A 26799-nucleotide genomic window follows, 5' to 3' on the forward strand; every position below is an offset into this window, starting at 1 on the left:
ATCATCGGATTTCCTGTGCACGGACCGGTGCGTGCTCCCGGCCGACCTAGGGTGACCGGCGTGGACGTTTCCGGCGGGCATGTCGCCTTCTTCAGTTTTCCCGGCTTCGGTCACATCCGGCCGACGTTGCCGGTCGTGCGCGAGCTGCTTTCGCGCGGGCACTCGGTGTCCTACGTGGTCGCCGAGCGGTTCGCCGACGTGGTCGCGGAGACCGGCGCGAGAGTGGTGCCCTACCCGTCGGCGTTTCCCGAGTCGATGCCGGACGTCCACACCGCCGACGACCTGGCCGAGGTCCTCGCGCACTACCTCGACGAGGCCTACGCCCCGCTCACCACGGCGTGGCCGGAGTTCGCGGACCGCCCGGTGGACCTCGTGGTCGAGGACGTGCTGAGCACCGACGTCGGCGGGCTGGTCGCGCGGCGCGCCGGCTGCGGCGTCGTCCGCCTGTTCGCCGGGCTCGGCGGCAACGACGAGGTCCCCCTCAACGGCAGCGAAACCGAGCCGGCCGGGCCGCCGCTCGATCCCGCGCACCCCGCGCTGGCCGCCTGCGGCGAGCGCATCACGGCGTTGCTCGGGAAGGTCGGCTTGGACACCCCGCCGGAGTTCCCGCCGGGCGGCGGCGAGGTCGTGGCGAACCTCGTGTTCGTGCCGCGCGCCTTCCAGCCCCGCCCGGAGTGCTTCGGCGACGACTTCGTGTTCGTCGGCCCGACCGGCGACGACGGCGCGGCCGCCGGCGGCTGGGCCGCGCCCGCCGAGGACGTCCCGGTCGTCCTGGTGTCGCTGGGCACCTCGTCCAACAGCAACCCCGGGTTCTTCACCGCCTGCGGGCAGGCGTTCGCGGGCACCGGCTGGCGGGTCGTGATGACCACCGCCGGGCACGTCGGCGACGACGTCGCGGCGGCCATGCCCGACAACGTCGAGCTGTACTCCTGGCTCGACCACGGCGCGGTCCTCCCGCACACCGACGTCGTCGTCTGCCAGGCCGGGACCGGCTCCCTGATGGGCGCGTTCGGCCACGGCGTCCCCGTGGTCGCCGTGCCGTTGCGGCCGGAGACCCGGGCGATCGCGCAGCAGGTCGAGCGGCTGGGGCTGGGCCGCGCGCTGCTCGACGACGTGACCGGGGACGACGTGCGCGACGCCGTCCTGGCCGTCGCCGCCGACGCGGCCGTGGCGGCCGAGGTCACGCGGATGCGCGCCGCCATCAAGGCGTCCGGGGGCGCGAAACGGGCGGCGGACGTGCTCGAACGTGCCGTGCGATCCACCCATGGAGAAAAGGCATGAGCGACGACGACAAGCTGCGCGGGTACCTCAAGAAGGTCACCGCGGACCTGTACCGGACGCGCGAACGGCTGCGCGACGCGGAGGACCGGGAGCACGAGCCGATCGCGATCGTGGCGATGAGCTGCCGGTTCCCCGGCGGCGTCCGCTCGCCGGAGGACCTCTGGGACGTCGTGGCCTCGGGCCGCGACGCGATCTCGGGGTTCCCCGTCAACCGTGGCTGGGACCTCGACGCGCTCTACGACCCCGATCCGGAACGCGCCGGGAAGTGCTACACCCGCCACGGCGGCTTCCTGCACGACGCGGACGAGTTCGACCCGGAGTTCTTCGGCATCTCCCCGCGCGAGGCGCAGACGATCGACCCGCAGCAGCGGCTGCTGCTCGAAACGGCCTGGGAGGCCTTCGAACGCGGCGGGATCGACCCCGCGTCGCTGCGCGGCAGCAGCACCGGCGTGTTCGCCGGGGTGATGTACAACGACTACGCCACGCGCCTGACCGACCTGCCCGCGAGCCTCGAAGGCTATGTGGGCAACGGAAGTGCCGCCAGCATCGCCTCCGGCCGGGTGGCCTACACCTTCGGGCTCGAAGGGCCGGCGGTCACCGTCGACACCGCGTGTTCGTCGTCGCTCGTCGCGTTGCACTGGGCCGCGCAGGCGCTGCGGCGCGGGGACTGCTCGCTGGCGCTGGCCGGTGGTGTCGCGGTGATGTCGACGCCGGTCACGTTCATCGGGTTCAGCCGGCAGCGCGGCCTTTCCCCGGACGGCCGGTGCCGCTCCTACGCCGAGGCCGCCGACGGCACGGGCTGGGGCGAGGGCGCCGGTTTCCTGCTGCTGGAACGGCTTTCCGACGCCCAGCGCAACGGTCACGCGGTGCTCGCGGTGGTACGCGGCTCGGCCGTCAACTCCGACGGCGCGAGCAGCGGGCTCACCGCGCCGAACGGTCCTTCGCAGCAGCGGGTCATCCGCGCCGCACTCGCCGACGCCGGGCTGTCCGCCGCGGACGTCGACGTCGTCGAGGGGCACGGCACCGGGACCACGCTGGGCGACCCGATCGAGGCGCAGGCGCTGCTGGCGACGTACGGCCGTGAACGCGCGGGCGGGGCGCCGCTGTGGCTCGGCTCCGCGAAGTCGAACTTCGGGCACACGCAGGCCGCGGCCGGCGTCGGCGGCGTGATCAAGATGGTGATGGCGCTGCGCAACGAGCTGCTGCCGCGCACCCTGCACGCCGAGGTCCCTTCGTCCAAAGTGGACTGGGACGCCGGTGAGGTCGAGCTGCTGCAGGAGGCCGTCGCCTGGCCGGCGGGCGAGCGGCCGCGCCGCGCCGGGGTCTCGTCGTTCGGCGTGAGCGGCACCAACGCGCACACGATCATCGAGCAGGCGCCCGCCCTCGAACCCGTAGAACCCGTGGAACCCGCTGAGCCGGGTGGTCCGGCCGGGCTGGTGCCCGCGGTCCTGTCGGCGAAGAGCCCCGAGGCGTTGCGTGAGCAGGCTGCCCGGTTGCTGTCGCAAGTGGACGGGCTTCGGCCGGTCGACGTCGCCTATTCGCTGGCCACCACGCGGGCCGCGTTCGAGCACCGCGCCGTCGTGCTCGCCGAGACCGCCGAGGAACTGCGCAACGGTCTCACCGAGCTGGCGTTCACCGGCGAAACCACCCCGGGCAAGACGGCTTACGTGTTCGCGGGCCAGGGAGCGCAGCAGCCGGGCATGGGACGCGGGCTGTATGCCGCGTTCCCCGTGTTCGCGCGAGCCTTCGACGAGGTCTGCGCGGGCTTCGCCGGACTGCGCGAGCTGATCCTCGACGGCGGCGACCTGGACCGCACCGAGGTGACCCAGCCCGCCCTCTTCGCCGTGGAGGTCGCGCTCCACCGGCTGCTCGTGTCCTGGGGCCTCACGCCGGACTTCGTCATGGGCCACTCGATCGGCGAGCTGGCCGCCGCGCACGTCGCCGGGGTTTTCGACCTCCCGGACGCGTGCCGCCTGGTCGCCGCGCGGGCGCGGCTCATGCAGTCGGTGCCCGACGCCGGTGCGATGGCCGCCCTGCGCGCCACCGAGGACGAGGTCCGGCCGCTGCTTCGCGAGGGCGTCGCCATCGCGGCGGTCAACGGTCCCGAGGCCGTGGTCGTTTCCGGTGACGTCGACGCCGTCGAGGAGATCGCCGCGCGGTTCGCCGGGTCGAAGCGGCTGCGCGTCAGCCACGCGTTCCACTCGCCGCACATGGACTCGATCCTGGACGCGTTTCGCGCGGTCGCGAAGACGGTCACCTACACGGCGCCGAAGATCCCCGTGGTTTCGAACGTGACCGGCGAACCGGCCGTCGTCGCCTCCGCGGAGTACTGGGTCGAGCACGTCCGCGCCACCGTCCGGTTCCACGACGGGATGCGCTGGCTCGCCGAGCACCGGGTGACCCGGTTCGTCACGCCCGGGCCCGGCGGTGCGGCCGCCGCGATGGCCGGGGACTGCGTGCCGGACGCGGTGGTGGTGCCGGTGCTGCGCCGGGACCGCGACGAGGTGCGTACCTTCACCGAAGCCGTCGGACGGTTGCACATCGCCGGGTTCAGCCCGGACTGGGAAGCCGTGTTCGCCGGGCGGGACGCGCGGGTCGTGGACCTGCCGACCTACGCCTTCCAGCGGGAACGCTACTGGCTGGACGGGCAGCGGGCCGTCAAGCCGGCCGGTGCGCTGTACCGCGTCGAGCAGGTTCCCGTGGCGGCCGAGGCCGTCGAGGCGGTCGACTGGCACGACTTGGGTTCCGACGTCCCGCCGGTGGTCTTCTTCCGGTCCGAGGCCGAGGGAGATCTGGTCGAGGCTGCCCACGGGCTGGCGCGCGAAGCCCTGGAAATGCTGCGGACCTGGCTGGCCGACGACCGCTACGCGCACTCCAAGCTCGTCTTCGTCACTCGGGGGCTCGCCGGTGCTGCGGTGCGGGGCCTGGTCCGTTCCGCGCAGGCCGAGCACCCCGGCCGGTTCCTCCTGGCGGACGAGGTGCCGACCGTACTTGCTTGGGGGGAACCGGAAGCGAGCTACGCCGGCGGCCGGGTCACCGCGCCCCGGCTCGTCGAGACCACTTCGGCCGAAACCGGCCGCTTGGCCGGCACCGTGCTCATCACCGGCGGGGCCGGTTCGCTCGGCGGCGAACTCGCCCGGCACCTCGTCCGGACGCACGGCGTCCGGCGGCTCGTGCTCGCGAGCCGGCGTGGCCCGGATTCGCCCGGCGCGCAAGAGCTTCAAGCCGAGCTGGCGACCGAAGGCGCTGAAGTCGTCCTGGCCGCCTGCGACGTCGCCGACCGGGACGCCGTGGCCGAGCTGCTCGGGGAGATCGGCCCGCTGAGCGCCGTGGTGCACGCGGCCGGCGTGCTCGACGACGGCGTCGTCTCGTCGCTGACCCCCGAGCGGCTCGACGCCGTGCTGCGGCCCAAGCTCGACGCGGCTTGGCACCTGCACGAGCTGACCGAAGGACTGTCCGCGTTCGTCCTGTTCTCCTCCGCTGCCGGGGTCCTCGGGGGCGCCGGGCAAGGCAACTACGCGGCGGGCAACACCTTCCTCGACGCGCTCGCCGAGCACCGGCACGAGCTGGGCCTGCCCGCGGTGTCGCTGGCTTGGGGCCCGTGGGTGCCGGACGGCGGGATGACCGGGCAGCTGACCGACGCCGACGTGGCCCGCATGCGCCAAGGCGGCGTGCGGCCGCTGTCCGCCCGTGACGCGCTGGCGATGTTCGACCGGGCTCTCGCCGCTCCCGACGCGCTGGTCGTGCCCATCGACCTCGCCACCGACCACCTCGACGCCACCCGGCCGCTGCTCAGCGGGCTCACCGGGGAACCGTCGGCGCCGTCCGGAGTTCCCGCCGACGCGCTCGGACTGGTCCGCGCCCAGGTGGCCGCGGTGCTCGGCCACTCGGCGGCGTCCGTGCGCGCGGACCGGCCCTTCGCCGACCTCGGCTTCGACTCGCTGACCGCGGTCGAGCTGCGCAACGCCCTCGGCCGCGAGACGGGCCTGACCCTGCCCTCGACTCTCGTCTTCGACCACCCGACACCGCGCGCGCTCGCCGAGCACCTGTTCGGCGCGGCGGACCTCAAGCCCGCCGAGGCCACGCACCCGAGCGTCGACGAGCCGATCGCGATCGTGGCGATGAGCTGCCGCTTCCCCGGCGGCGTCGACACGCCCGAGCAGCTGTGGGAACTCCTCGAAGCCGGGCGCGACGTCATCTCGCCGTTCCCCGGCGACCGCGGCTGGGACCTCGACACGCTCTACCACCCGGACCCCGACCACCCCGGCACCTGCTACACGCGGGAAGGCGGCTTCCTCGCCGACGCGGCCGGGTTCGACCCGGAGTTCTTCGAGGTGTCGCCGCGCGAAGCCGTCGCCATGGACCCGCAGCAGCGGCTGCTGCTGGAGACCGCCTGGGAGGCCTTCGAGCGCGCCGGGATCGACCCGGCGGCGCTGCGCGGCAGCCGCACCGGCGTCTTCGCCGGGACCAATGGCCAGGACTACTCGTCCCTGCTGCGGGACTCGGCGGACGACGTCGCCGGGCACCTCGGCACCGGCAACGCGGCGAGCGTGCTCTCCGGCCGCGTCTCCTACACCTTCGGGCTCGAAGGCCCGGCCGTCACCGTCGACACGGCGTGCTCGTCCTCCCTGGTCGCCTTGCACCTCGCGGCGCAGTCGCTGCGGTCCGGCGAGTGCTCGCTGGCGCTGGCCGGCGGGGTCACCGTGATGTCCACCCCCGCCGGGTTCGTGGAGTTCAGCCGGCAGCGCGGCCTGGCCGAAGACGGCCGCTGCAAGGCGTTCGGCGACGCCGCCGACGGCACCGGCTGGTCGGAAGGTGCCGGAATCCTGCTGCTGGAACGGCTTTCCGATGCCCAGCGCAACGGCCGTCGAGTGCTGGCGGTGCTGCGCGGCTCGGCGGTCAACCAGGACGGGTCGAGCAACGGGCTCACCGCCCCGAACGGCCCTTCGCAGCAACGCGTCATCCTCGCCGCGCTCGCCGACGCCGGGCTCACCCCGTCCGATGTGGACGCCGTCGAGGCGCACGGCACCGGCACGCGGCTCGGCGACCCGATCGAAGCCCAGGCGCTGCTCGCCACCTACGGGCAGGACCGCGAGCGTCCCTTGTGGCTCGGCGCGATCAAGTCCAACCTCGGGCACACCCAGGCCGCCGCCGGGGTCGCCGGAGTGATCAAGATGGTCCTCTCGCTGAACCACGAGATCTTGCCGCGCACGCTGCACGCCGACGTCCCGTCGGAGCGGGTCGACTGGACCGCCGGGCACGTCCGGCTGCTCACCGAGCCCGTCGCCTGGTCCGCGGATGGCCGGCCGCGCCGGGCCGCGGTATCCGCGTTCGGCTTCAGCGGGACCAACGCGCACGTCGTGCTGGAGCAGGCCCCCGCGTCCGTCGGCTCCACTGTGGACGAGACGGCGTCGCTTCTCTGGCCGGTGTCCGGGCACACCGAGGCGGCGCTGGCCGCACAGGCCGCCGCCCTGCTCCCGGTGCCGGCCCACGACCTCGGGTCCGCACTGGCCGCCCGGACCGCGTTCGACCACCGCGCTGTCCTGTTCGCTCCCGATCGGGACACCGCGTCGGCGAACCTGCGGCTGCTGGCCGAAGGCGGCGAAGGGCCCGGCGTCGTCCGCGGTCGTGTCTCCGACGAGGGCCGGTCGGCGTTCCTCTTCACCGGCCAGGGCGCCCAGCGCGCGGGCATGGGACTCGCGCTGCGCGAGGAGTTCCCGGTCTTCGCCGACGCCTTCGACGCGGCCTGCGCGCGGTTCGGCCTCCCGCTGCGCGAGGTGATCGCCGAGGGCGGCGATCGGCTCGACCAGACGCGATTCGCCCAGCCCGCGCTGTTCGCGGTCGAGGTGGCGCTGTTCCGTCTGCTGGAGTCGTGGGGGCTGACCCCGGACTTCGTCATGGGCCACTCGATCGGCGAGCTCGCGGCCGCCCACGTGGCCGGGGTGCTGAGCCTCGACGACGCCTGCACGCTGGTCGCCGCGCGCGGCCGGCTCATGCAGGAGCTGCCCGCGACCGGTGCGATGGTGGCCGTGCGGGCGACCGAGGACGAGGTCCGGCCGCTGCTCACCGCGTCGGCCGCGATCGCCGCCGTCAACGGGCCCGCGTCGATCGTCGTGTCCGGCGTCGAAGAGGACGTCCTCGGCATCGCCGCGCACTTCACGCAGCTCGGCCGGGAGACCAAGCGGCTACGCACCAGCCACGCGTTCCACTCCCCGCTGATGGACCCGATGCTCGCGCGGTTCCGTGAGGTCGCGGCCGGACTGTCCTATCAGGACCCGAAGATCGGGCTGGTCTCGAACCTCACCGGCCGGCTCGTCACCGCCGCCGGGCCCGAGCACTGGGTCCGGCACGTGCGCGACGAGGTCCGCTTCGCCGACGGCGTCGGCCGGCTCGCCTCCCTCGGCGTCACCCGGTTCGTCGAGGTCGGCCCGGACGCCGTGCTCGCCGCGATGGTTTCCGACTGCGTCGAGGACGCCGTCTTCGTGACCGCGACCCAGCGCCGGAAGCGCCCGGACGTCGAGACCTTGCTGACCGCCGTGGCGGAAGCCCACGTCCACGGCTTCTCCCCGGACTGGACGAAGCTGCTCCCCGGCGGCGAGCGCGCCGAGCTGCCGACCTACGCCTTCCAGCGCCGCCGGTTCTGGCCCACGGCGGGACGCACCGGCGACGTCGCGACCGCCGGGCTGGCCGCCAGCCCCCACCCGTTCCTCGGCGCCACCGCCGAACTGGCCGGGGCCGCCGGGTTCCTCGGCACCGGCCGGCTTTCCCTGCGCACCCACCCCTGGCTCGCCGACCATGGCATCGGCGGCTCGGTGCTCTTCCCCGGGACGGCGTTCGTCGAACTCGCCGTCGACGCGGGCGACCGCGCCGGCCGCCCCCAGCTCGAGGAGCTGACGCTCGGGGCGCCGCTGGTGCTGCCCGCGACCGGCGGTGTCGCGCTCCAGGTGCTCACCGGCGCGCCGGACGAGTCCGGGGCGTGCACGCTGACCATCCACTCGCGCGCGGAGGACGCGGCTCCCGACAGCCCGTGGACGCTGCACGCGAGCGGCGTGCTGACACCGGCGGTCCCGGCGCGCGGCGACGACCTCACCGAGTGGCCGCCCCCGGGTGCGGAAACCTTGGAGACGGACGGGCTCTACGAGCGGCTCGCGGACAGCGGATTCGGCTACGGGCCGGTTTTCCAGGGCCTGCGCCAGGCGTGGAAGCACGGTGACGACGTCTACGCCGAGGTCGAGCTGCCCGAGGACGCGGACGCCTCGGCGTTCGGCCTGCACCCGGCGCTGCTCGACGCGGTCCTGCACGCGGCGGCGTTCCTGCCGTTCACCCCGGCCCCGAACGGCAGGCTGCCGTTCTCCTGGCGCGGGGTTTCGTTGCACGCCGAAGGGGCGCGCGGCCTGCGGGTTCGGCTCACCAAGATCGGCGCCGAGTCCCTCGCGATCACGATCGCCGACTCCGCCGGCCGGGCCGTGGCCACCGTGGATTCCTTGGCCCTGCGGGAGTTCTCTCCGGACCAGCTCGTGGCCCGGCCGGACGCGCTGTACCGGCTCACCTGGCCCGTCCACGACGGCGACTCGGCGGACCTGTCGTGGACGGTCGCCGACTCGCTCGCCGACGTCACCGAGGTCCCGGACGTCGTCGTAGTCTCCTTCGCGACGCGGCCCGTGCGGGAGGCTACCCACGATGCGCTCGCCCTCGTTCAGTCTTGGCTCGCCGAAGATCGTTTCGCCCAGGCGAAGCTCACGCTGCTGACTTCCGGCGCGGTCGTCACCGAAGACGGTGACGGGCCGGCCGATCCCGCCCTCGCGGCGGTCTGGGGCCTGGTGCGCTCGGCGCAGTCGGAGCACCCCGGCCGGTTCGCGCTGGTCGACTCCGACGGCTCGGCGGACGTCGCCGATGCCTTGGCGGTGGGGGAGAACCAGGTCGCGGTCCGTTCGGGCGTGGTCCGGGTGGCGCGGCTGGCGAAGGAAACCGACGCGCTCGCCGTCCCCGCCGGGGACTGGCGGGTCGACATCGCCGACCGCGGCACCCTCGACGGGCTGACCGTCGTGCCCTGCCCCGAGTTCGCCGAGCCGGTCGCGCCGGGCGCGGTGCGGATCTCCGTGCGCGCCGCCGGCGTGAACTTCCGGGACGTGCTCAACACGCTCGGCATGTACCCGGGCCCGGCCACCTCGCCGGGGCTGGAGGGCGCCGGGGTCGTCACGGCCGTCGGCGCCGGGGTCACCCGGTTCGCGCCGGGCGACCGGGTGATGGGCATGTTCGGCGGCGCGTTCGGGCCGGTGGCGGAGGTCGACGAGCGGATGCTCTGCCGGCTGCCCGCCGGGATGTCGTTCGCGCAGGGCGCTTCGGTGCCCGTGGTGTTCTTGACCGCCCTGTACGCCCTGACCGACCTCGGTGACCTGCGGCCCGGCGAGACCGTCCTGGTGCACGCGGCGGCGGGCGGCGTCGGCATGGCCGCGGTCCAGCTCGCGCGGCAGCTCGGCGCCGAGGTCTACGGCACCGCGAGCACCGGCAAGTGGAACACGCTGCGGGCTTCCGGCCTGGCGGACGACCACATCGCGTCGTCGCGCACGCTCGACTTCGAAGGCGAGTTCCACGCGGCGACCGGCGGACGCGGCGTCGACGTCGTGCTCGACTCGCTCGCCGGGGACTTCGTGGACGCGTCGCTGAGGCTGCTGCCCCGCGGTGGCCGCTTCCTGGAGATGGGCAAGACCGACGTGCGCGACCCCGAGCGCGTCGCGGCCGACCACCCGGGTGTCCGGTACCAGGCGTTCGACCTGGTCGAGGCCGGGTACGACCGGATCAGCGAGCTGTTCGACCGGCTGCTGGAGTGGTTCGAGGCCGGGGTGCTGACGCCGCTGCCGGTCACCACCTGGGACGTCCGGCGCGCGTCCGCGGCGTTCCGGCACGTGAGCCAGGCGAAGCACGTCGGCAAGGTCGTGCTGACCGTGCCCGCGCCGCTCGATCCGGACGGCACCGTGCTGATCACCGGCGGCACCGGCGGACTCGGGCGCCTGCTGGCCCGGCACCTCGCGGGTTCCGGCGTCCGGCACTTGCTGCTGGCGAGCCGGCGCGGTCCGGCGGCCGAGGGCGTCGACGAGCTGCGGGCCGAGCTGTCCTCACTCGGGGCGGAGACGACGGTCGTCGCGTGTGACGCGGCGGACCGGGACGCGCTGGCGAAGCTGCTGGCGGACGTGCCGGAGCGGCACCCGCTGACCGCCGTGGTGCACGCGGCCGGGGTGCTCGACGACGGTCTCGTCGACGCGCTCACCCCCGACCGGCTGGACACCGTGCTGCGGCCGAAGGTTTCCGCGGCGGCCAACTTGGACGAGCTGACGCGCGACCTCGATTTGTCCGCGTTCGTCCTGTTCTCGTCGGCGGCGGGCGTGCTCGGGGCGCCCGGGCAGGGCAACTACGCCGCCGCAAACGCTTTCCTGGACGGGCTGGCCCGGCAGCGGCGCGCGGCGGGACTGCCCGCGCTGGCGCTGGCCTGGGGCCCGTGGCTGCCGACCGGCGGCATGACGGCGAGCCTGTCCGACGCGGACGTGCGCCGGATGGCGCGGTCCGGGCTGCCGCCGCTGCCCGCGGACCAGGGCCTGGCGTTGTTCGACGCGGCCTTGGGCGCGCCCGACGCGGTGCTCGTGCCGATGCTGGTCGACTCGCGCGTGCTGGGAACGACGGACGTCCCGGAGCAGCTGCGCGGAGTGGTCCGGACCGCGGTCCGGCGCCGGGCCGCGGCCGCCGGGGCGACCGAGGCGGACCTGCGGCAGCGGCTGGCGGGGACGTCCGGCGAGGACCGGCGGCAGGCGCTGCTGGAGCTGGTGTGCGCGCAGGTGGGCGCGGTGCTGGGCTACGGCGGCGCCGAAACCGTCGACCCGCTGAGGGTGTTCAAGGAGCTGGGCTTCGACTCGCTGACCGCGGTGGAGCTGCGCAACCGGCTCAGCGCGGCGAGCGGGATCCGCCTGCCGGCGACGCTGATCTTCGACTACCCGACCCCGGCGGCGCTGGCCGGGTACGTGGGCGAGGAGCTGTTCCCGGAGTCCTTCGAGGAGGAGCCGGCCGACGACGGTGACGAGCGGGCGATCCGGGCGGCACTGGCGTCCATTCCGGTCGCCCGGTTCCGCGAGGCGGGTCTGCTGGAGGCGGTGCTGAAGCTGCGCGACGGCGACCCGGCCCCGGATTCGTCCGAAGACGACGCGTTCGGCGAGATGGACGTCGACGACCTCGTGCGGATGGCGCTCGGCGACGAATAACGACGGGCGAACGGAAGCGGCCGCCCTGGTGTCCCCCCGACTGGGGCACCAGGACGGCCGCCGAGTTCCGTCGATGGCTGGTTTTCAGGATGTTCAGGATGTTCAGGATATGAAGAAGCGGCGCCGTCCGGCGGCCGTCGTCTTGCGGGAAGTGGCGCTGCGGACGAAGAACAGCAGACCCACGACGATGGTGACCCCGCCGCCGATCACGCCGATGGTGTGCTCGCCCGCGTTGATGATGATCGCGACCCCGCCCGCGACGAGAATCAGTCCCATGACGAGGGAAACGAACGGGCGCCCTTGTTCTTTGGCCATCGGAATCTCCTCCGAAAAGTGGTCGACGAAATCTCTTGTGATCGATTCAAGCACACGGCATCCGGCGTCGTGAGTCCTAAAAAGTGGTCTTCCGATCATCTAAAGTTGACGCTGGGCCTGGGCGTTCGAGTTGCAGGTCGCCGGGGGTGCTGGGAAGATCACGCCCCGAGTGGGGGTTGCAACTTTGGTTGCGGTGACAAGCGACCTTGTGTACTAGCCCGACGGTGGTGGCAGCCGGTTCACTTGTTCTCAGGTACTACAGGAACGAATACGGAGCAGGCGCTTGATCACAGCACGAGATCTGACGAAGCGATACGGGGACACGACGGCCGTCAACGGCCTGTCGTTCGACATCAAGCCTGGCGTCGTGACCGGTTTCCTGGGACCCAACGGGGCAGGCAAGTCGACCACGATGCGGATGATCCTCGGCCTGGACGCCCCCAGCGGCGGCTCGGTCACGGTCAACGGCAAGCCCTACCGGGATCTGCCCGCGCCGATGCGGGAGGTCGGGGCGCTGCTTGACGCGAAGGCCGTCCACGGCGCGCGCACGGCGTACCGGCACCTGCAGTGGGTGGCGCAGGCCGGCGGCATCCCGCGGAAACGGGTGGACGAGGTGCTCGACACCGTCGGCCTCACCGACGTCGCGGGCAAGAAGGTCGGCAACTTCTCCCTCGGCATGTACCAGCGGCTCGGCATCGCGACCGCCCTGCTGGGCGACCCGCCGACGCTGCTGTTCGACGAGCCGGTCAACGGGCTCGACCCGGAGGGCATCTACTGGATCAGGACGCTGATGCAGGACCTCGCCGCCGAAGGGCGGACGGTCTTCGTGTCCAGCCACCTGATGAACGAGATGGAAGAGACCGCCGCGCACGTCATCGTGATCGGCCGGGGCGAGCTCATCGCCGACATGCCGATCGCCGACTTCACCCAGCGCAGCGCGCGCAGCCACGTCCACGTGGTCTCGCCGCAGGTCGCCGAGCTCGCCGAGGCCCTCGAACGGGCGGGCGGCAAGGTGACGAAGCTGGACGACGGCTCGCTCAACGTCGTCGGCCTGGACGCGCCGGAGATCGGTGACCTCGCGCTGGAGCGCCGGCTCGGGCTGCACGAGCTCACGCCGGTCCGCGCGAGCCTCGAGGCCGCGTTCATGGACCTCACCAAGGACAGCGTGCAGTACCGCTCCCACAACGGCGGTCCGCCGGCGGAGGAGAAGGTACTCGAGACGGTGCGGGCGCTCGCGTCGGAAGGGACTGAATAACGTGACGACCGCAACGGCTTCACTGCCGGAAACGAAGACCTCGCCCGGCATCACCAACACGCTGGCCGCGGAGTGGACCAAGCTCAAGTCGGTCCGCTCGACCTGGCTCGTCGTCATCGCCGCGGCCGTGGTCAGCGTCGGGTTCTCCGTACTGTTCAGCTTCCTGACCGAACAGGACTACAAGAACCTGCCCGCGGGGCAGACCGCGGACTTCGACTCGGCCGGCACCAGCATGGTCGGGATGAACCTCGGCCTGATCCTGATTTCGGTGCTCGGGGTGCTCGCCGTGTCCGGTGAGTACTCGACCGGGATGATGCGGCTCACGCTGGCCATCACCCCGCACCGCGGCCGGGTCCTGATCTCGAAGGCCGTGGTCGTCGGGCTGCTGACGTTCGTGCTCGGCACCCTGTTCGCGGCGGCGGCGTTCTTCATCGGCCAGCTGGTGCTCGGCATCAACCCGGCCATCCCGACGCTGGGCCTCGGCGGCCCGGGCGTGCTGCGCAGCCTGCTCGGCTGGGGCGCGGAGTTCGCGGCGTTCGCACTGCTGGCGCTGTCGTTCGGCGTGATGATGCGCAGCGCGGCGGGCGCCATCGCGACGGCGATCGGCTTCATCTTCGCCCCGGCGATCCTCGGCGCGCTGCTGCCGACGTGGGTCCAGCGCGACATCCTCGCGTACTTCCCGGCGTCGGCGGCGGAGCAGCTGAGCACGGCCCAGCTGAAGACGGACTCGGTGACCTACCTGGGCCCGCTGACCGGCGGCGGCACACTGCTGACGTGGGTCGCGGTGGCGCTGGTGGTGGCGTTCTCCCTGATGGGCAAGCGCGACTCCGGCTGAGTTTCGGTCACCTGAAGGGGACTTCCCATGGGGAGGTCCCCTTCAGTGTTTCCGGGGTCAGCAGGCAAGGATACGGTCGGCGGCCGTGACGGCGCCGCCGCCTTCATGAGTGTGGTCGCGCATGGCCCGCATGCGGGCGCCGATGCCTTCGTCGGCCGCCACCGCCAGTACCGCGTCGCGGATCGCTTCCGGCGTCAGCTCTTCGCGGGGCAGACGGCGGCCGAGGCCCAGCTCCACCACCCGTTCCGTGTTGACCTCCTGCTCGCCGTGCATCGGCACCAGGACGAGCGGGGTCCCGCAGTAGAACGCCTCCATCACGCTCCCCATGCCCGCCGACGTCACGAACGCCGACGCGTGCCGGAGCACCGCCGGGTGTGGAACCCACTGCCGCGCCTCGACGTTCGGCGGCAGCGGGCCCAGCGAGGCCGGGTCGACGCCGCCGCCCAGGGTCATCACCAGGTTCCACGGCAGGTCCGCGAACGCGCGGGCGCACTGGCGGAAGAAGTCCGGCTGGTCGTTGAACGCCGACGTGCCCAGGGACACCAGCAGCACCGGGTTCCCGTTCGCCGGCGGCTCCCAGCCGGTCAGCGGCCGCTGCGGGCCGAAGCACGGGCCGGTGAACGTGTGCCGCGCGTCGAACTTCCCACCCGCGTACTGGAAGTCGCGAGGAATCAAGACCAGCTTGTGGTCGCGTCCGTCGTCGAGGAACTGCTCGGCGGTCCGCCCCGGGGCCTCGGCCGCCAGCAGGGAGTTCAGGTCGGCGAGGAAGTCGTACGGCTCATCGTCGTCCACTGTGGACTCCGCCGGGAAACGGGCCACGTGCGCCGGCAGGGAATAGTGCTCGTTCGAGGCGAAGCACGCCGAGAGCTGGACCGTCGGGCACGCGACGTCGTCAGCGAGCACCCGGCCCGCGATCCACATGGTCGAGTCGAAGGCGAGGACGTCGGGCGGGTCGTCCGCCAGCAGCTTCCGCACCGGCGCGAGCGGCTCGAGACAACTCGACGCGCCGGTCAGCGCGGCGGCCAGGCGGTGCGAACCCGGGTCGTCGGCCGGCCCGTCGTAGACGAGAGGCCGGGCGCCGGTCGCCGCGATCCGGTCGGCGAACGCGCTGCCGGTGGCCACGGTGACCCGGTGACCGCGCCGGACCAGCTCGCCGAGGACGTCGAGCACGGGCGTCACGTGTCCGTAACCGGGCAGGGTGCAGAGCACGACGTGTCGGGTCACACCAGCCATGCTCGCACCGCGTATTCAGGGTTTTCGCTAGACGTGCCGCCGTTAGCCTCGGCCGGGGACCCTGGTGGAGGTGGGCGGATGGAGTTCGGCTGGACCGCGGAGCAGCGGCAGCGCTACGACCGGACGGTGGCCGACACGCGGGCGGCCTTCCCGGCCGCGTCCGAGTACGTGTTCAGCCGCGAGAAGTGGGCCCTGCTCGGGAAGTTCGGCGTCCTCGGCGCCAGCGTGCCCACCGGCCACGGCGGTGGCGGCCTTACCGCCCTCGAGACCGCGCGGGTGTTCGAGGCCGCCGGGCGCGGCTGCCCGGACACCGGGCTCGTCTTCGGCGCGGCCGCGCACCTGTTCGCCTGCACGATGCCGATCGTGGACTTCGCGCGAGAGGCGCTGCGCGAGCGTCTCCTGCCCGGCCTCGCCGCCGGCGACCTGATCGCGGGCAACGCGATGACCGAGCCCGAAGCGGGTTCCGACGTCGGCGCGCTGCGGACCACGGCCACCCCCGTCGACGGCGGGTTCGTGCTCGACGGCGTCAAGAGCTTCGTCAGCAACGGTCCCGTCGCCGACGTCCTGGTCACCTACGCGGTCACCGACCCGGCCGCCGGGCACTGGGGCATCACCGCCTTCGCGCTCGACGCGCACTCGCCCGGGATCGCCTTCGGTGAGCCGTTCGGCAAGCTCGGCATGGAAGGCTGCGTGGCTTCCGAAGTCACCTTCACCGGCTGTTTCGTGCCCGCGGACGCCGTGCTCGGCGAACCCGGCCAGGGCTCGGCGATCTTCCAGCACTCGATGGGCTGGGAGCGGGCCTGCCTGTTCGCGCTGTACCTGGGCGTGCAGGACCGGCTGATCGAGCGTTGCCTGGAGCACGTGAAGAGCCGCCGCCAGTTCGGCAAGCGGCTCGCGGAGTTCCAGTCGGTGTCCAACCGGATCGTGGAGATGAAGCTGCGGGCCGAAAGCGCCCGCCTGCTGCTGTACCGCGCTTGCTGGGCGCTGGACGAGGGCGAGGACGCGACGCTGTTCGCGGCGCTGTCGAAGCTCGCGGTGTCCGAGGGGACGGTGGCGAGCGCGACCGACGCCGTGCAGCTGTTCGGCAGCCGCGGCTACCTGCGCGAGCAGGGGATCGAAGCCGCACTGCGGGACGCGATCGGCGGCACGATCTTCTCCGGCGCGTCCGACGTGCAGCGGCAGCTGGTCGCGATGGAACTGGGGATGTGAGCTCTGTGGAACTGCTGCACCAGCTGGTTCTCGCCGCGAGCGAGCGCACGCCGGACGCCCCGGCCGTGCACTCCGGCGCGGTCACCGTGACCTACCGCGAGCTCGACGAGCTGGCCGGCCGGCAGGCCGCCGGGCTCCACGCGGCCGGCGTCCGCCGCGGTGACCGGGTGCTGATCTGGGCGGAGAAGAGCGTCGAGGTGGTGGCGCTGATGCAGGCGTCGCTGCGGCTGGGCGCGGTCTACGTGCCCGTCGCGCCGTCGAACCCGGTCTCACGGGTGCGGCTCATCGCCGAGGGCTGCACGCCCGCGCTGGTGGTCGCCGACGAGGCGGGGCTTTCCGCCGACTGGGGTGCGAACCCGCCGCCGCTGAGCTCGTTCGCCGCACTGTCCACAAGTGACAGTGTGCCGCCGCTCGAGCACGTCGGCCCGGACGAGCCCGCCTACATCCTTTACACCTCAGGCTCGACGGGCGCGCCGAAGGGCGTCCTGATCAGCCACCGCAACGCGCTCGCGTTCGTCGGGTGGGCCGCGGCGGAGACCGGGCTGCACGCGGGGGACCGGCTCGCGAACCACGCGCCGTTCAACTTCGACCTGTCGGTGTTCGACCTCTACGGCGCGTTCTTCGCCGGGGCGTCGGTGGACCTGGCCGGTTCGGACCTGTCCTACTCACCCGCGGAGCTGACCGACTTCCTGCACGGCCGCGGGATCAGCGTCTGGTACTCGGTGCCGTCGGCGCTGCTGCTGATGATGCGCCACGGCGGCCTGCTCGACCGCCCGGCGCCGGCGTCGCTGCGGGTCTGCGTGTTCGCCGGGGAGCCGTTCCCGATCGCCGGGGTGCAGACGCTGCGCCGCGCGTGGCCGGACGTGCGGCTGTTCAACTGGTACGGCCCGACCGAGACGAACGTCGTCACCAGCTACGAGGTGACTTCGGCGGACCTCGCGCGGACCGGGGGCCTGCCGATCGGGCGGGCGTGCTCGGGCGCGACGCTGACGCTGTCGCCGGACGACGAGATCGTCGTCCACGGGCCGACCGTCATGCTCGGGTACTGGGGGGCGGCACCGCAGCTGGGCGGCTACCACACCGGCGATGTGGGCCGGTACGACGAGGCGGGCGAGCTGGAGTACGCGGGCCGCCGCGACGCGATGGTCAAGCTCCGCGGCCACCGCATCGAGCTGGGCGAGATCGAGACGGCGCTGGCCCGGCACCCGGCGGTCGCGGAGGTGGCGGTGATCGTCGCGGGAGCGGGTATCGACGCCCGCCTCCGCGCGGTGATCGTCGCGCGCCCGGGCGAGCGCGTGACGCTGCTGGGGATGAAGGCCCACTGCGCGGCCCACTTGCCGAAGTACATGATCGTGGACGACGTGACCTCGGTGGACGAGCTACCGCGGACGGCCAACGGCAAGACGGACCGGGCCGCATTGGCCGCCGCGCACTGACTTTCCCGCCCCGACCGGGAAACGGAAAAGGGGCGGTCCCGGCACCGGGACCGCCCCTTTTTTCGTGCCGTCAGGAGGCTCGCGCGATGACGTAGTGGGTCGGCAGGTTCAGGCCCGACCCGTCGGCCAGTGTCTCCGTCGTGCGCAGCAGCAGCTCGCCGCCGTCGAGGATGGTGAAGCCGCCTACCTCGTAGACCGTCTCCAGCTCTGCCTCGCCCGCCGCCGGCTGCAGTCCGATGCCGAAGTAGATCGACACCCGCTCCAGCTTGGGCAAGTCGTTGGCCGGGTCGGCGATCAGCTGCTGCATGTACGTGTAGCTCGCCGGTGTCAGCTCCTGGTTGAACACGCACCCGCCCTGCCCGGCCAGCACGGCCAGGTTTCGGGCGCACGCCACCCGCCGGTCGACCGGCAGCTGGTGGATCACGCCCGACAGGTAGATGTTCACGTCGCCGTACCGCTCCCGGAACGCCGTCACGGACGCGTCGTCGAGCACGTCGAGCAGCTCGTACGCGACGTTGTCCGCGGCGTTCTCCAGCCGGGCCCGGTTCAGCGCGGCTTCGGCGATGTCGACGCCGACGACCCGGTCGTACAGCCCGGCCAGGTACTTCGTCTGGGTGCCGTTGCCGCAGCCGAGGTCGACCAGCGGGAGCGCCGGGTCGAAGTGCGCCTTGAACAGCTCGGCGTGCGCCGCCGCGCCGTCGGCCGGCTCGCAGTCCCAGAAGGCCGCGCCCGTGCGGTCCGGGAGGTCCGTCCAGTAGGCCTCCCAGACCTGCCCGTTCTTGTTCGCCATCGTGGGCTTCTCCCGCCGGGTCAGTTCTTCGGCCACGGGATTTCCGGGGCCGCGTAGTACTTCACGCCGAGAGCCGTCCAGCGCGGGCCCTGGGCGGCCAGCCGGGACGCGAACGACGTCCAGTCGTGGCTCGCCTGCGGGGACCAGCCGATTTCGGCGATCGCGGGCAGCCGGGGGAAGGCCAGGAGGCGCACGTCGTCGAGGCTGCGGACGGTGTCCGTCCACAAAGGAGCTTCGACGCCGTCGATGTTCGAGTTCAGCGCACCGGGCACCACCGCGGTCGGGTCCCAGCCGTACGCGGCCTGGACGCTGATGTCGCCCGCCCACTCCAGGCCGATGTCGGCCGGGACGCCGGGGGCGTACTTCATGTCCAGGTAGGTGTAGACGCACGGCGCCATGATCAGCTTCGCGCCCTGCTGGCTGGCCTGGCCGACCTCGTTCTGGGTGCCGTCGTAGATCCAGAACTCGCCGGTCGCGCCCTGCGGCGGCGTCGCGGTGAGCATCTCCGCCCAGCCCAGCAGCTTCTTGCCGGTCTTGGCCACCATCGGCGCGATCTTCGCCATGAACGCCGTGTACTGCGCGTCGTCGAGGTCCTGGATCTCGTCGCCGCCGACGTCGAGGTAGCCGCCCGGGGTCAGCGCCGCGAGCTGGCTGAGCACGTCACCGATGAACTTGTACGTGATCGGCTTGTCGACACAGAGGTCCGACCGCGGGGCCGGGGTGAGTCCGGTGTAGATCGGGCCGGCGACGCCGTCGCAGTTGAGCTCGGCGTAGGAGGCCAGCGCCGCGCCGAAGTGCGACGGCATGTCGATCTCCGGCACGATCGTGATGTGCCGGCTCTGCGCGTAGGCGACGATGTCGCGGTACTGGGCCTTGGTGTAGAAACCACCGGCCCCGCCGCCGGAGCCGGTGCTCGCGCCCTTGACGGTCAGGTTCGGCCAGCCGTCGATCTGCAGCCGCCAGCCCTGGTCGTCGGTGAGGTGCAGGTGCAGGTTGTTGACCTTGTACAGCGCGATGTCGTCGAGGTACTTCTTCACGTCGGACACCGGCAGGAAGTGCCGCGCCACGTCCAGCATCGCGCCGCGGTAGGAGTACCGCGGGTAGTCGAGGATGTGGCCGCCGGGCACCGTGAGGGTCCCGCTGAGCGAGGCGGGCAGGAGCTGACGCAGCGTCTGCACGCCGTTGAACAGCCCGGCGGGCTTCGCGGCCCGGATGGTCACCCCGGACGCCGTGCTGTCGAGCGTGTAGCCCTCGGCGCCGACGCGGGAGTCGGCGCCGCCGAGCAGCAGCGAGATCCCGGGCAGCGCCTTCGGGACGCCGGGGAGGGCGGGAGCGGTGATCACGGGGACCCGGAAGCGGGTCGCCGGGCGGAGCAGCCCGGCGAGGTAGTCACCGACCTGGCGGGCGTCGGCGCCGCCGGAGGTGAACACCACCGTCGCCGGTCCGAGCAGGTAGCGGACGGCCGGGTCCGGCGTCACCGACACCGGGGCCGGCACGACCTGCTGCAGGGTCGATGCGGCCGGAACCGGCCGCGGGGCGGCGCCTGCGGGCACCACGGGGGCGAGCAGGCCGAGGAGGGAGAGGAACAGCACCCCACGCCTGACACTTCGAGCGGTCATGAGCCGTCCATTGCGGATAGTGGTGACGGGAAGAAGAAAGTGGTCTCTTTCTCTTAATGGCCTGACCGGGGGCGAGTCCACCCGATCGGCCGACGTCTGGGGAGACTGCTAAGCCCCGTTACTCCGCACGCCGGAACAACTAAGGTTGTGAGCCGACAACCTTCCGTCACCGACTGTCAACCTTTGGCCGTTTTTCGGCGGTGTCGGATCGGCCAAGATCGGGTAATACGCAATGCCAGGCGCGTCCGTCGGGGGGAAAATCCGGCCGGACGCGGGGATCCCGGCCCGTACCGACGACCGACACAGAAACGGGTGACCGACCATGACCGAGACGCCGACCGCCGTCCACTACCGCGCCTACCTGCTCGCCTACGACCTGGAGAAGGAAGACCTCTACGACCGCACCCGCACGGCGTTCCTGACCCGTGCCGGCGTGCTGACGGAGCTGGCGCTGCGCGGCAACATCGCCGATGAAGACGGCGACGCCGTGCTGGTCAAGTCGGACCCGACCGGTGACCCGGTGCTCGACCGGCTGCTGGCGCAGATCGGCAACGAGAAGCGCAGCTGGAAGTCGTGGCTGCGGCACGACTACAAGGAGACCCTCGACGCGATCGAGGAGCAGCTCGTGGAGCAGAAGCTGCTCACGGTCCAGGAGAAGAAGGTCCTGGGCGTCGTGCCGAAGACCCACGTGACCGCGACCGACCCGTCGCTGGCCAAGGCGCTGCAGGAGCACGCCGTCGAGGTGCTGCACAGCTCGACCCCGGTCGCCCAGGTCGGCGCGGACGACGCCGCGCTCGTCGCGCTCGCCGCCGCCGGGACGGTGCCGAGCGTCGTCACGCGCAAGGAGAGCAAGGGCGAGTACAAGGACCGCATCGAGGAGCTGACCGACCGCGTCGGCGAGGTCGCGCCCGGCCTGGAGAAGGCGCTGCGCGGCATCCGCCTCACGATGATCGCCGCCCAGGGTGGCCTCGGCTTCAGCGGCTGACGCACGCTCGGACGAAAAGACCCGGTGGCCACGCGGCCACCGGGTCTTTTCGTGTGCAGGGGGGATCAGCCGAGCGCGGGCATGACCTTGTCCGCGAATAGGTTCAGCGTGCGGGACATCGTCTCCAGCGACTGGCCGCCGAAGTCGAGGTTCCACAGGATGACGTCCGGGCCGAGCACGTCGCGGACCTCTTCGATGCGGCCCAGCACGGTGTCCGGCGAGCCGACGACCGCCTTGGCCTCCAGCCCGTCGGTCTCGAGGTCGAAGCTGGCCATCTGGCGCGCCATCGCGGTGTAGCCCTCGTACGCGGGCGACTCGACGTTGTGCCAGGACAGGATCGCTTCCTTGAAGGCGTTGAACGACTTCAGCATGAACGGCACGGCCAGGTCGCGCGCCTCTTCGTCGGTGTCGGCGATCAGCAGCGGGATGCTCACCGCGAACTTCGGCTTGCGGCCGGAGTCGCCGTGCGCCTCCATGAACGCGTTGCGGTACAGCTCGACGTACTCGCGCTTGCGGCCCATCTCGTTGAGCTGGGTCGAGCTGATGAGCAGGTTGAAGCCCTTGCGGCCGGTCCAGTCGAAGCTGGCCGGGGTCGCCAGCGCGGCCACCCACACCGGCGGGCCGGGCTGCTGCACCGGCGCCGGCAGCGAGTTCGCCTTCTCGTACTTGAAGAATGGCGTGTCCTCGGTGACGTCCTTTTCGTTCCACAGCCGCACGACGGCTTCGATCGTGGCGAGGAACCGCTCGCGGCTGGTGTCCATGTCGACACCGAAGGCCTCGAACTCGTACGGCAGGAAGGCCCGCGCGAAACCGACGTCCAGGCGGCCGCCGCTCATCACGTCGACCTGCGCGGCGTGCGCGGCGATCTGGATGGGGTGGTGGAACGAGGCCTGGATGCCGCCGGTCATCAGGCGGATCGACTGGGTGCGCGCGGCCACGGCCGACAGGAAGGCCAGCGGGCTGGGGGAATATCCGCCGTAGGAGCGCAGGTAGTGCTCGGTCATCTTGACGTAGTTCAGGCCGAGCTGATCGGCGAGCACACTGACCTGCAGCACATCCTGGAAGTACTGCGAGGCGGTCGTGGTCTCCGGGTCGCAGTCCGGCAACAGCGAGACGCCATACTCCACGTTCTGATACCTCCGGCGAATAGGGTGACGAGCCTGGATGGGCCGGCTGCCACCTTTTTCCCATTCGCCGTACTCGCGACAGCCGCCCTAGCAGGCCAACCCTGGGGGAACTCTTAAGGAGTCCCGCGCCCGGAGCTGAGGTTTTGCCTAGAGCCCCCATGCTAGCCCGGTTCCGCGCGTAGGGGGATGCGTAGCGTCGCGGCAGCCGCTTCGGAAACGTTCGTCAGGAGAATTCGGTGACTCTGGGATATCTGTTCGGCGCGAACATCTCCGATCCCGACCCGGAGCACGGCGCGAAGCTGCACGAGGCGTACCCGGCCATGCGCCGGTCGTACGAGCAGGTGCGCGACTGGACCGGCATCGAACCGCGCGCCCTGCTGCGCGGCGAGTTCGAACCGCGCGGCGACCACGACCGCTTCAGCCTCGCCGGCATCCGGCTGGCCGCGCTGGCGCTCGGCATCCACGACGTGCTCGCCGAGTCCGACATCCACCCCGCGGTCGCCGGCGGGATCAGCCTCGGCGGCCTGATCGCGAGCTCCGTCGCCGGTGCGGTGGACCGCCGGGTGCTGTTCGACCTGCTGGTGCGCGAAGCCAAGACGCCGCTGCCGGACCCCGCGCCTCCGGCACAAGGCGCGGCCATCGCCTTCCTCCCGGTGACCGAGGACCCGACGTTCTACTACGGCGACCGGCGACCCGGGGTGTACCTCGGCGGCGACTTCGGCGTGCTCTCGAACGGCACCGCCCGGCTGCTCATGCTCAGCGGCACCGCCGAGGCCCTGGACAAGCTGGTCGCGCAGAGCCCGCCCGGCATGATCAGCGTCATCGACGGCCAGCCGTTCGCCGTGCACTCCCCGCTGCGCCAGTACGCGACCGACTTCATGGCACCGGCAGTCCGGGCCATGGCGGTGGCGGACCCGCGGATCCCGGTGTGCTCGTTCCTCGAGGAGCGCGCGCTGACGACGGCCGACGAGGTCCGCGATCTGTTCCAGCGCAACAAGACCACCACGATGAGCCTGCCGCACGTGTGCGCCGGGATGAAGGCACAGGGCGTCCGGCTCGCCTTCGTCCTCGGCCCGACGCTGCCCGCCGGCGTGCTCGACTTCCCGTTCCCCGTCGTGCGCATCACCGAGCCGCACCACGTCACCGAGGCCATGACCGCGATCTACGACTACGCCGTCGACCTCGTCGCCCCCGGCGTCTGAAGCAAGGAGAAACCGTGAGCACCCGCACGCACGAACGTGCCAGCCTGACCGACCACTGGTTGTCCCTCGACCTCGACGCGTGGACGAGGCACGTGGTGCGGCGGCACTTCAACCCGGAGCTCGGCAGCCCGTACTGGCTGAAGCGGGCGACCGAGCTGTCGTTCGACCCGATGGACATCACCCGGTACGACCAGCTCGCCGAGTTCGGCCCGTTCCCGCCCGGCGACCTGCGCGGGCTGGACCCCGGCGACCTGGTGCCGCGCACCGTGCCGCGGCCGCTGATCGGGCGCGTGTGGGAGTCCGGCGGCACGACCGGCGACCCCGTGCGGGTGTTCTACACCGAAGACATGATGACCCACCGCGTGGAATGGCGGCGCTGGTCGTACCTCTTCGACGGGTACCAGGCGGGCCGCACCTGGCTGCAGGCGACGCCGAGCGGGCCGCACCAGATCGGCAACGGCGCGATCGAGCTCTCCGAGCAGCTGGCCGGGCTGGTGTACGGCATCGACATGGACCCGCGGTGGATCAAGCAGCTCATCCGCGCCGGCAAGATGAAGGAGCTGGGGGAGTACACCGAGCACGTGCTCGGCCAGATCGTCGACTGCCTGAGCTCCCAGCACGTCCACTACCTCAACACGACGCCGGCGCTGCTGCAGAAGCTGATCGCGCGGCACCCGGAGCTGGTCGCGGCGCTCGACGGCGTCCGCCTGGGCGGCACGCACATGAGCCCGCAGATGTACCAGGACTTCGTCAAGGCGCTCGACGGCGGACTCGTGCGGTCGGGCTACGGCAACACCTTCGGCAACGCGGTCAGCCTGCACCCGGAGGACGGCGGCGCGATCCTGCCCTACGCGCCGACGTACCCGCAGGTGACGATGTCCGTGGTGGACCCGGAGGACTTCCGGCGGACCGTCGACAAGGGACAGTCGGGCCAGCTGAAGCTGACCGTGCTGCACGAGGACCTCTTCCTGCCCAACCTGATGGAGCGCGACGAGGCGACCCGCTACGACACCAAGGGTGAGTGGCCGGTGGACGGCGTGTACAACGTGCGCCCGCTGCAGGTGAGCCAGGCCGCTCCGGAAGGTCTGTACTGATGCCGCCGAAGGTGGTCGTCATCGGCGCCGGGGTCATCGGCGCCTCGGCGGCCTATCACCTGGCCCGGCGCGGCGCTCGCGTGCACTGCGTCGACCGCGCGGACCGGCCCGCCTCCGGCACCACGGAGATCGGGTTCGCCACCGCGACGGCGTACCGGCGCTTCCCCAAGTCGTACTTCGAGCTGAACCAGGCGGGCATCGCCGAGCACGCGGCCCTGGCCGGCGAGTTCGCGCCCGCGTCGTGGTGGCACCGCACCGGGACGGTGGCGTGGACCGACGACGAGTCGTTCGCCGGCTACCTCGCCCAGCTCGACGAGTGGGGCTGCCCGATCGACCGGCACGCTGCCGCGGAAGCGGCCGGCGCGTTGGGTTCGTCGGTGGTTTTCCCCACCACGGGCACGGTCGCCGTGCTGCCGGCCGAGGGCTGGATCGACGCGGTCGCGTTCACCCGCCACCTGCTCGACGAGGCGGTTTCCCTCGGCGCCACGCTGGAACTGAACGCCGAAGTGACCTCGGTGTCGCGCGACGGCGTCGGGCTCGCCGACGGCCGCCGGATCGAGGCCGACGCCGTGGTCAACGCCGCCGGGTCGGCCGCGGACGAGGTCGGCGCGCTGGCCGGCGCCCGCCCGTTCCTCGGCCCGCCCCGGCGCAGCCTGATCGCGCACCTGCTCGTCGACGGCGACCCGCTCGACTACATCCTGCGCGCGCCCGAGGTCAGCATCCGGCCGGACGGCCCCGGCCGCGTGGTCCTGCGCTCGGACCGCGTCGACCGCGGGCTGCCCCCGCGCTCGGGCGCCCCCGACCCGGAGTACGTGAAGGACCTCCTGGACCGTGCGGCGAAGGTGGTGCCGCTGCTCGGCACCGCGACCGTCCGGACGGCTGAGGTCGTGGACGCGCGCTGCGCCCGCGACGAGCTGCCGAGCGTCGGCCCGCTGTCGGCCGTGCCGGGGTATTACGAGGCCGTCGCGAGTGCCGGGGTCACCCTCGGGCCGCTCTTCGGCCGCGCGCTGGCCGGCCGGATCGTCGACGGCGTGCCCGACGACCTCGTCGACGTCTTCACCCCGGACCGCTTCGGCACCGGGGAGACAAGCTAGCAAGTTCCCCAAAAAATTCGCCGCATAATGATCTCGCACCGGGAAGCCGGTCGCGAAGGGGTGTAGCTCTCAATTGGCCAGAGCAGCGGTTTCCAACACCGACGGTTGCAGGTTCGAGTCCTGCCGCCCCTGCCAGAAACACCAGTGCCACCGGTTCCGGCCGGGCCCGCCGAACCGTTGGGAGTGACCGAGGTGACCATCTGGACCGAGCTGCTCGGCAGCCAGACCCACGTCCTCGGGGAAAAGCACCGGACCCGCGTCATCGAGGCCGGCGACGGCGAGGCGCTGGTGCTGCTGCACGGCGTCGGCGGGCACGCCGAGGCCTACGCGCGCAACGTCACCCGGCTCGGCCGGCACTACCGCGCCATGGCGATGGACCTGCTGTGGCACGGCTACTCCGGCAAGCCCGAGTTCACCCACGACGCCGTCGGCACCTACGTCGAGCAGGTGCTCGACCTGCTGGACTCCCAGGGCATCGAGCGCGCGCACGTCGAAGGCGAGTCGCTCGGCGGCTGGGTCGCGCTGACGCTCGCGCTGGAGCACCCCGACCGCGTCGGGAAGCTGGTGCTCAACACCACCGCCGGCATCAAGTGGGCGCCGGGTTCGGTGAACGAGCGGCCCGCCGAAGGACGCGAGGCCCTGCGTGCCCGCTCGCTCGCCGCCATCGAGAACCCGACCCCCGAGACCATCCGCACCCGGCTGGAGTGGCTGATGGCCACCCCCGACCGGGTCACCGACGAGCTGGTCGAGGTCCGCCGCCGGATCTACGCCGAGCCCGCGACCAACGCCGCGCTGCACACGGTGTTCGAGAACTCCTTCGGGTTCGGCTCCGGGCCGAACCGGAAGATCTCCGAGGAACGGCTGGCGGCGGTGAGCGTGCCGACGCTGGTGCTGTGGTCGGACCACAACCCCGGCAGCGGGCCCGACGTGGGCCGCCGGATCGCGAAGCTCATCCCGGGTGCGGCCTTCCACTGCGTCGCCGACGCCGCGCACTGGCCGCAGTGGGAGCAGCCGGAGGAGCACGACCGCGTCGTCCTGGACTTCCTGGGCAGCCCGGAGTGAACAGCAGGAGGA

Annotated in this window: 16 protein-coding genes and 1 tRNA gene; 12 read left to right on the forward strand and 5 right to left on the reverse strand. The window is 72.1% G+C overall.

Translation table 11 applies throughout. The features are described 5' to 3' along the window. Positions 1-60 precede the first annotated feature (60 nt). Complete coding sequence (locus tag AB0C38_RS15305) at positions 61-1281, forward strand: macrolide family glycosyltransferase (RefSeq protein ID WP_360672524.1); 1221 nt, start codon at positions 61-63, stop codon at positions 1279-1281. Then, the gene (locus AB0C38_RS15310; RefSeq protein ID WP_360672527.1) at positions 1278-11531 is read left to right on the forward strand and encodes an SDR family NAD(P)-dependent oxidoreductase; all 10254 of its coding nucleotides are present in this window, start codon (positions 1278-1280) and stop codon (positions 11529-11531) included. The genes AB0C38_RS15305 and AB0C38_RS15310 overlap by 4 nt, the downstream gene beginning before the upstream one ends. A gap of 102 nt (positions 11532-11633) precedes the next feature. Here the strand turns inward: AB0C38_RS15310 and AB0C38_RS15315 are convergent, their stop codons facing one another. After that, positions 11634-11900, reverse strand: coding sequence for a hypothetical protein (locus AB0C38_RS15315; RefSeq protein WP_360672530.1), 267 nt, complete (start codon positions 11898-11900; stop codon positions 11634-11636). Between the two features lie 229 nt (positions 11901-12129). Here AB0C38_RS15315 and AB0C38_RS15320 point away from each other — a divergent pair, with 229 nt between their 5' ends. Both AB0C38_RS15320 and AB0C38_RS15325 read left to right on the forward strand, forming a co-directional pair. Then, positions 12130-13101, forward strand: coding sequence for an ATP-binding cassette domain-containing protein (locus AB0C38_RS15320; RefSeq protein ID WP_360672532.1), 972 nt, complete (start codon positions 12130-12132; stop codon positions 13099-13101). A gap of 1 nt (position 13102) precedes the next feature. Further along, positions 13103-13936: an ABC transporter permease gene (locus AB0C38_RS15325; RefSeq protein WP_360672535.1), complete on the forward strand. Its 834-nt coding sequence runs from the start codon at positions 13103-13105 to the stop codon at positions 13934-13936. A 57-nt stretch (positions 13937-13993) separates the two neighbouring features. On the opposite strand, the gene AB0C38_RS15330 is transcribed toward AB0C38_RS15325, so the two are convergent. Then, positions 13994-15160: a macrolide family glycosyltransferase gene (locus tag AB0C38_RS15330; RefSeq protein WP_360672538.1), complete on the reverse strand. Its 1167-nt coding sequence runs from the start codon at positions 15158-15160 to the stop codon at positions 13994-13996. 87 nt (positions 15161-15247) lie between these two features. On the opposite strand from AB0C38_RS15330, the gene AB0C38_RS15335 reads away from it, so the two are divergent. Next, entirely contained in the window at positions 15248-16378 is a 1131-nt protein-coding gene (locus AB0C38_RS15335; protein WP_360672541.1) for an acyl-CoA dehydrogenase family protein, read from the forward strand. Beyond that, positions 16375-17814, forward strand: a complete 1440-nt coding sequence (locus AB0C38_RS15340; protein WP_360672544.1) for an AMP-binding protein — start codon at positions 16375-16377, stop codon at positions 17812-17814. The genes AB0C38_RS15335 and AB0C38_RS15340 overlap by 4 nt, the downstream gene beginning before the upstream one ends. A gap of 70 nt (positions 17815-17884) precedes the next feature. Here the strand turns inward: AB0C38_RS15340 and AB0C38_RS15345 are convergent, their stop codons facing one another. Beyond that, entirely contained in the window at positions 17885-18640 is a 756-nt protein-coding gene (locus AB0C38_RS15345; RefSeq protein ID WP_360672547.1) for a class I SAM-dependent methyltransferase, read from the reverse strand. After that, on the reverse strand, positions 18625-20223 hold the full coding sequence (locus tag AB0C38_RS15350; protein ID WP_360672549.1) for a beta-N-acetylhexosaminidase: 1599 nt from the start codon (positions 20221-20223) through the stop codon (positions 18625-18627). Before AB0C38_RS15350 ends, AB0C38_RS15345 begins: the two co-directional genes overlap by 16 nt. A 322-nt stretch (positions 20224-20545) precedes the next feature. Between AB0C38_RS15350 and AB0C38_RS15355 the strand changes: the two genes are divergently transcribed. After that, positions 20546-21208, forward strand: a complete 663-nt coding sequence (locus tag AB0C38_RS15355; protein WP_360672552.1) for a GPP34 family phosphoprotein — start codon at positions 20546-20548, stop codon at positions 21206-21208. A 65-nt stretch (positions 21209-21273) separates the two neighbouring features. Here AB0C38_RS15355 and AB0C38_RS15360 read toward each other — a convergent pair whose 3' ends face one another. Continuing rightward, entirely contained in the window at positions 21274-22335 is a 1062-nt protein-coding gene (locus AB0C38_RS15360; RefSeq protein WP_360672555.1) for an LLM class flavin-dependent oxidoreductase, read from the reverse strand. Positions 22336-22571: 236 nt separating this feature from the next. Here AB0C38_RS15360 and AB0C38_RS15365 point away from each other — a divergent pair, with 236 nt between their 5' ends. From AB0C38_RS15365 to AB0C38_RS15385, 5 genes are all read left to right on the forward strand, one after another. After that, on the forward strand, positions 22572-23537 hold the full coding sequence (locus tag AB0C38_RS15365; RefSeq protein ID WP_360672558.1) for a hypothetical protein: 966 nt from the start codon (positions 22572-22574) through the stop codon (positions 23535-23537). A 14-nt stretch (positions 23538-23551) separates the two neighbouring features. Continuing rightward, positions 23552-24631: a hypothetical protein gene (locus AB0C38_RS15370; protein WP_360672562.1), complete on the forward strand. Its 1080-nt coding sequence runs from the start codon at positions 23552-23554 to the stop codon at positions 24629-24631. Then, positions 24631-25725, forward strand: coding sequence for an FAD-dependent oxidoreductase (locus tag AB0C38_RS15375; RefSeq protein WP_360672565.1), 1095 nt, complete (start codon positions 24631-24633; stop codon positions 25723-25725). The genes AB0C38_RS15370 and AB0C38_RS15375 overlap by 1 nt, the downstream gene beginning before the upstream one ends. 56 nt (positions 25726-25781) lie before the next feature. Further along, positions 25782-25860, forward strand: a tRNA-Trp gene (locus AB0C38_RS15380). A gap of 57 nt (positions 25861-25917) precedes the next feature. Then, positions 25918-26787, forward strand: coding sequence for an alpha/beta fold hydrolase (locus tag AB0C38_RS15385; RefSeq protein WP_360672568.1), 870 nt, complete (start codon positions 25918-25920; stop codon positions 26785-26787). The last annotated feature ends 12 nt before the right edge of the window (positions 26788-26799 follow it).

The organism is Amycolatopsis sp. NPDC048633, assembly GCF_040650695.1.
Classification (GTDB): Bacteria; Actinomycetota; Actinomycetes; order Mycobacteriales; family Pseudonocardiaceae; genus Amycolatopsis.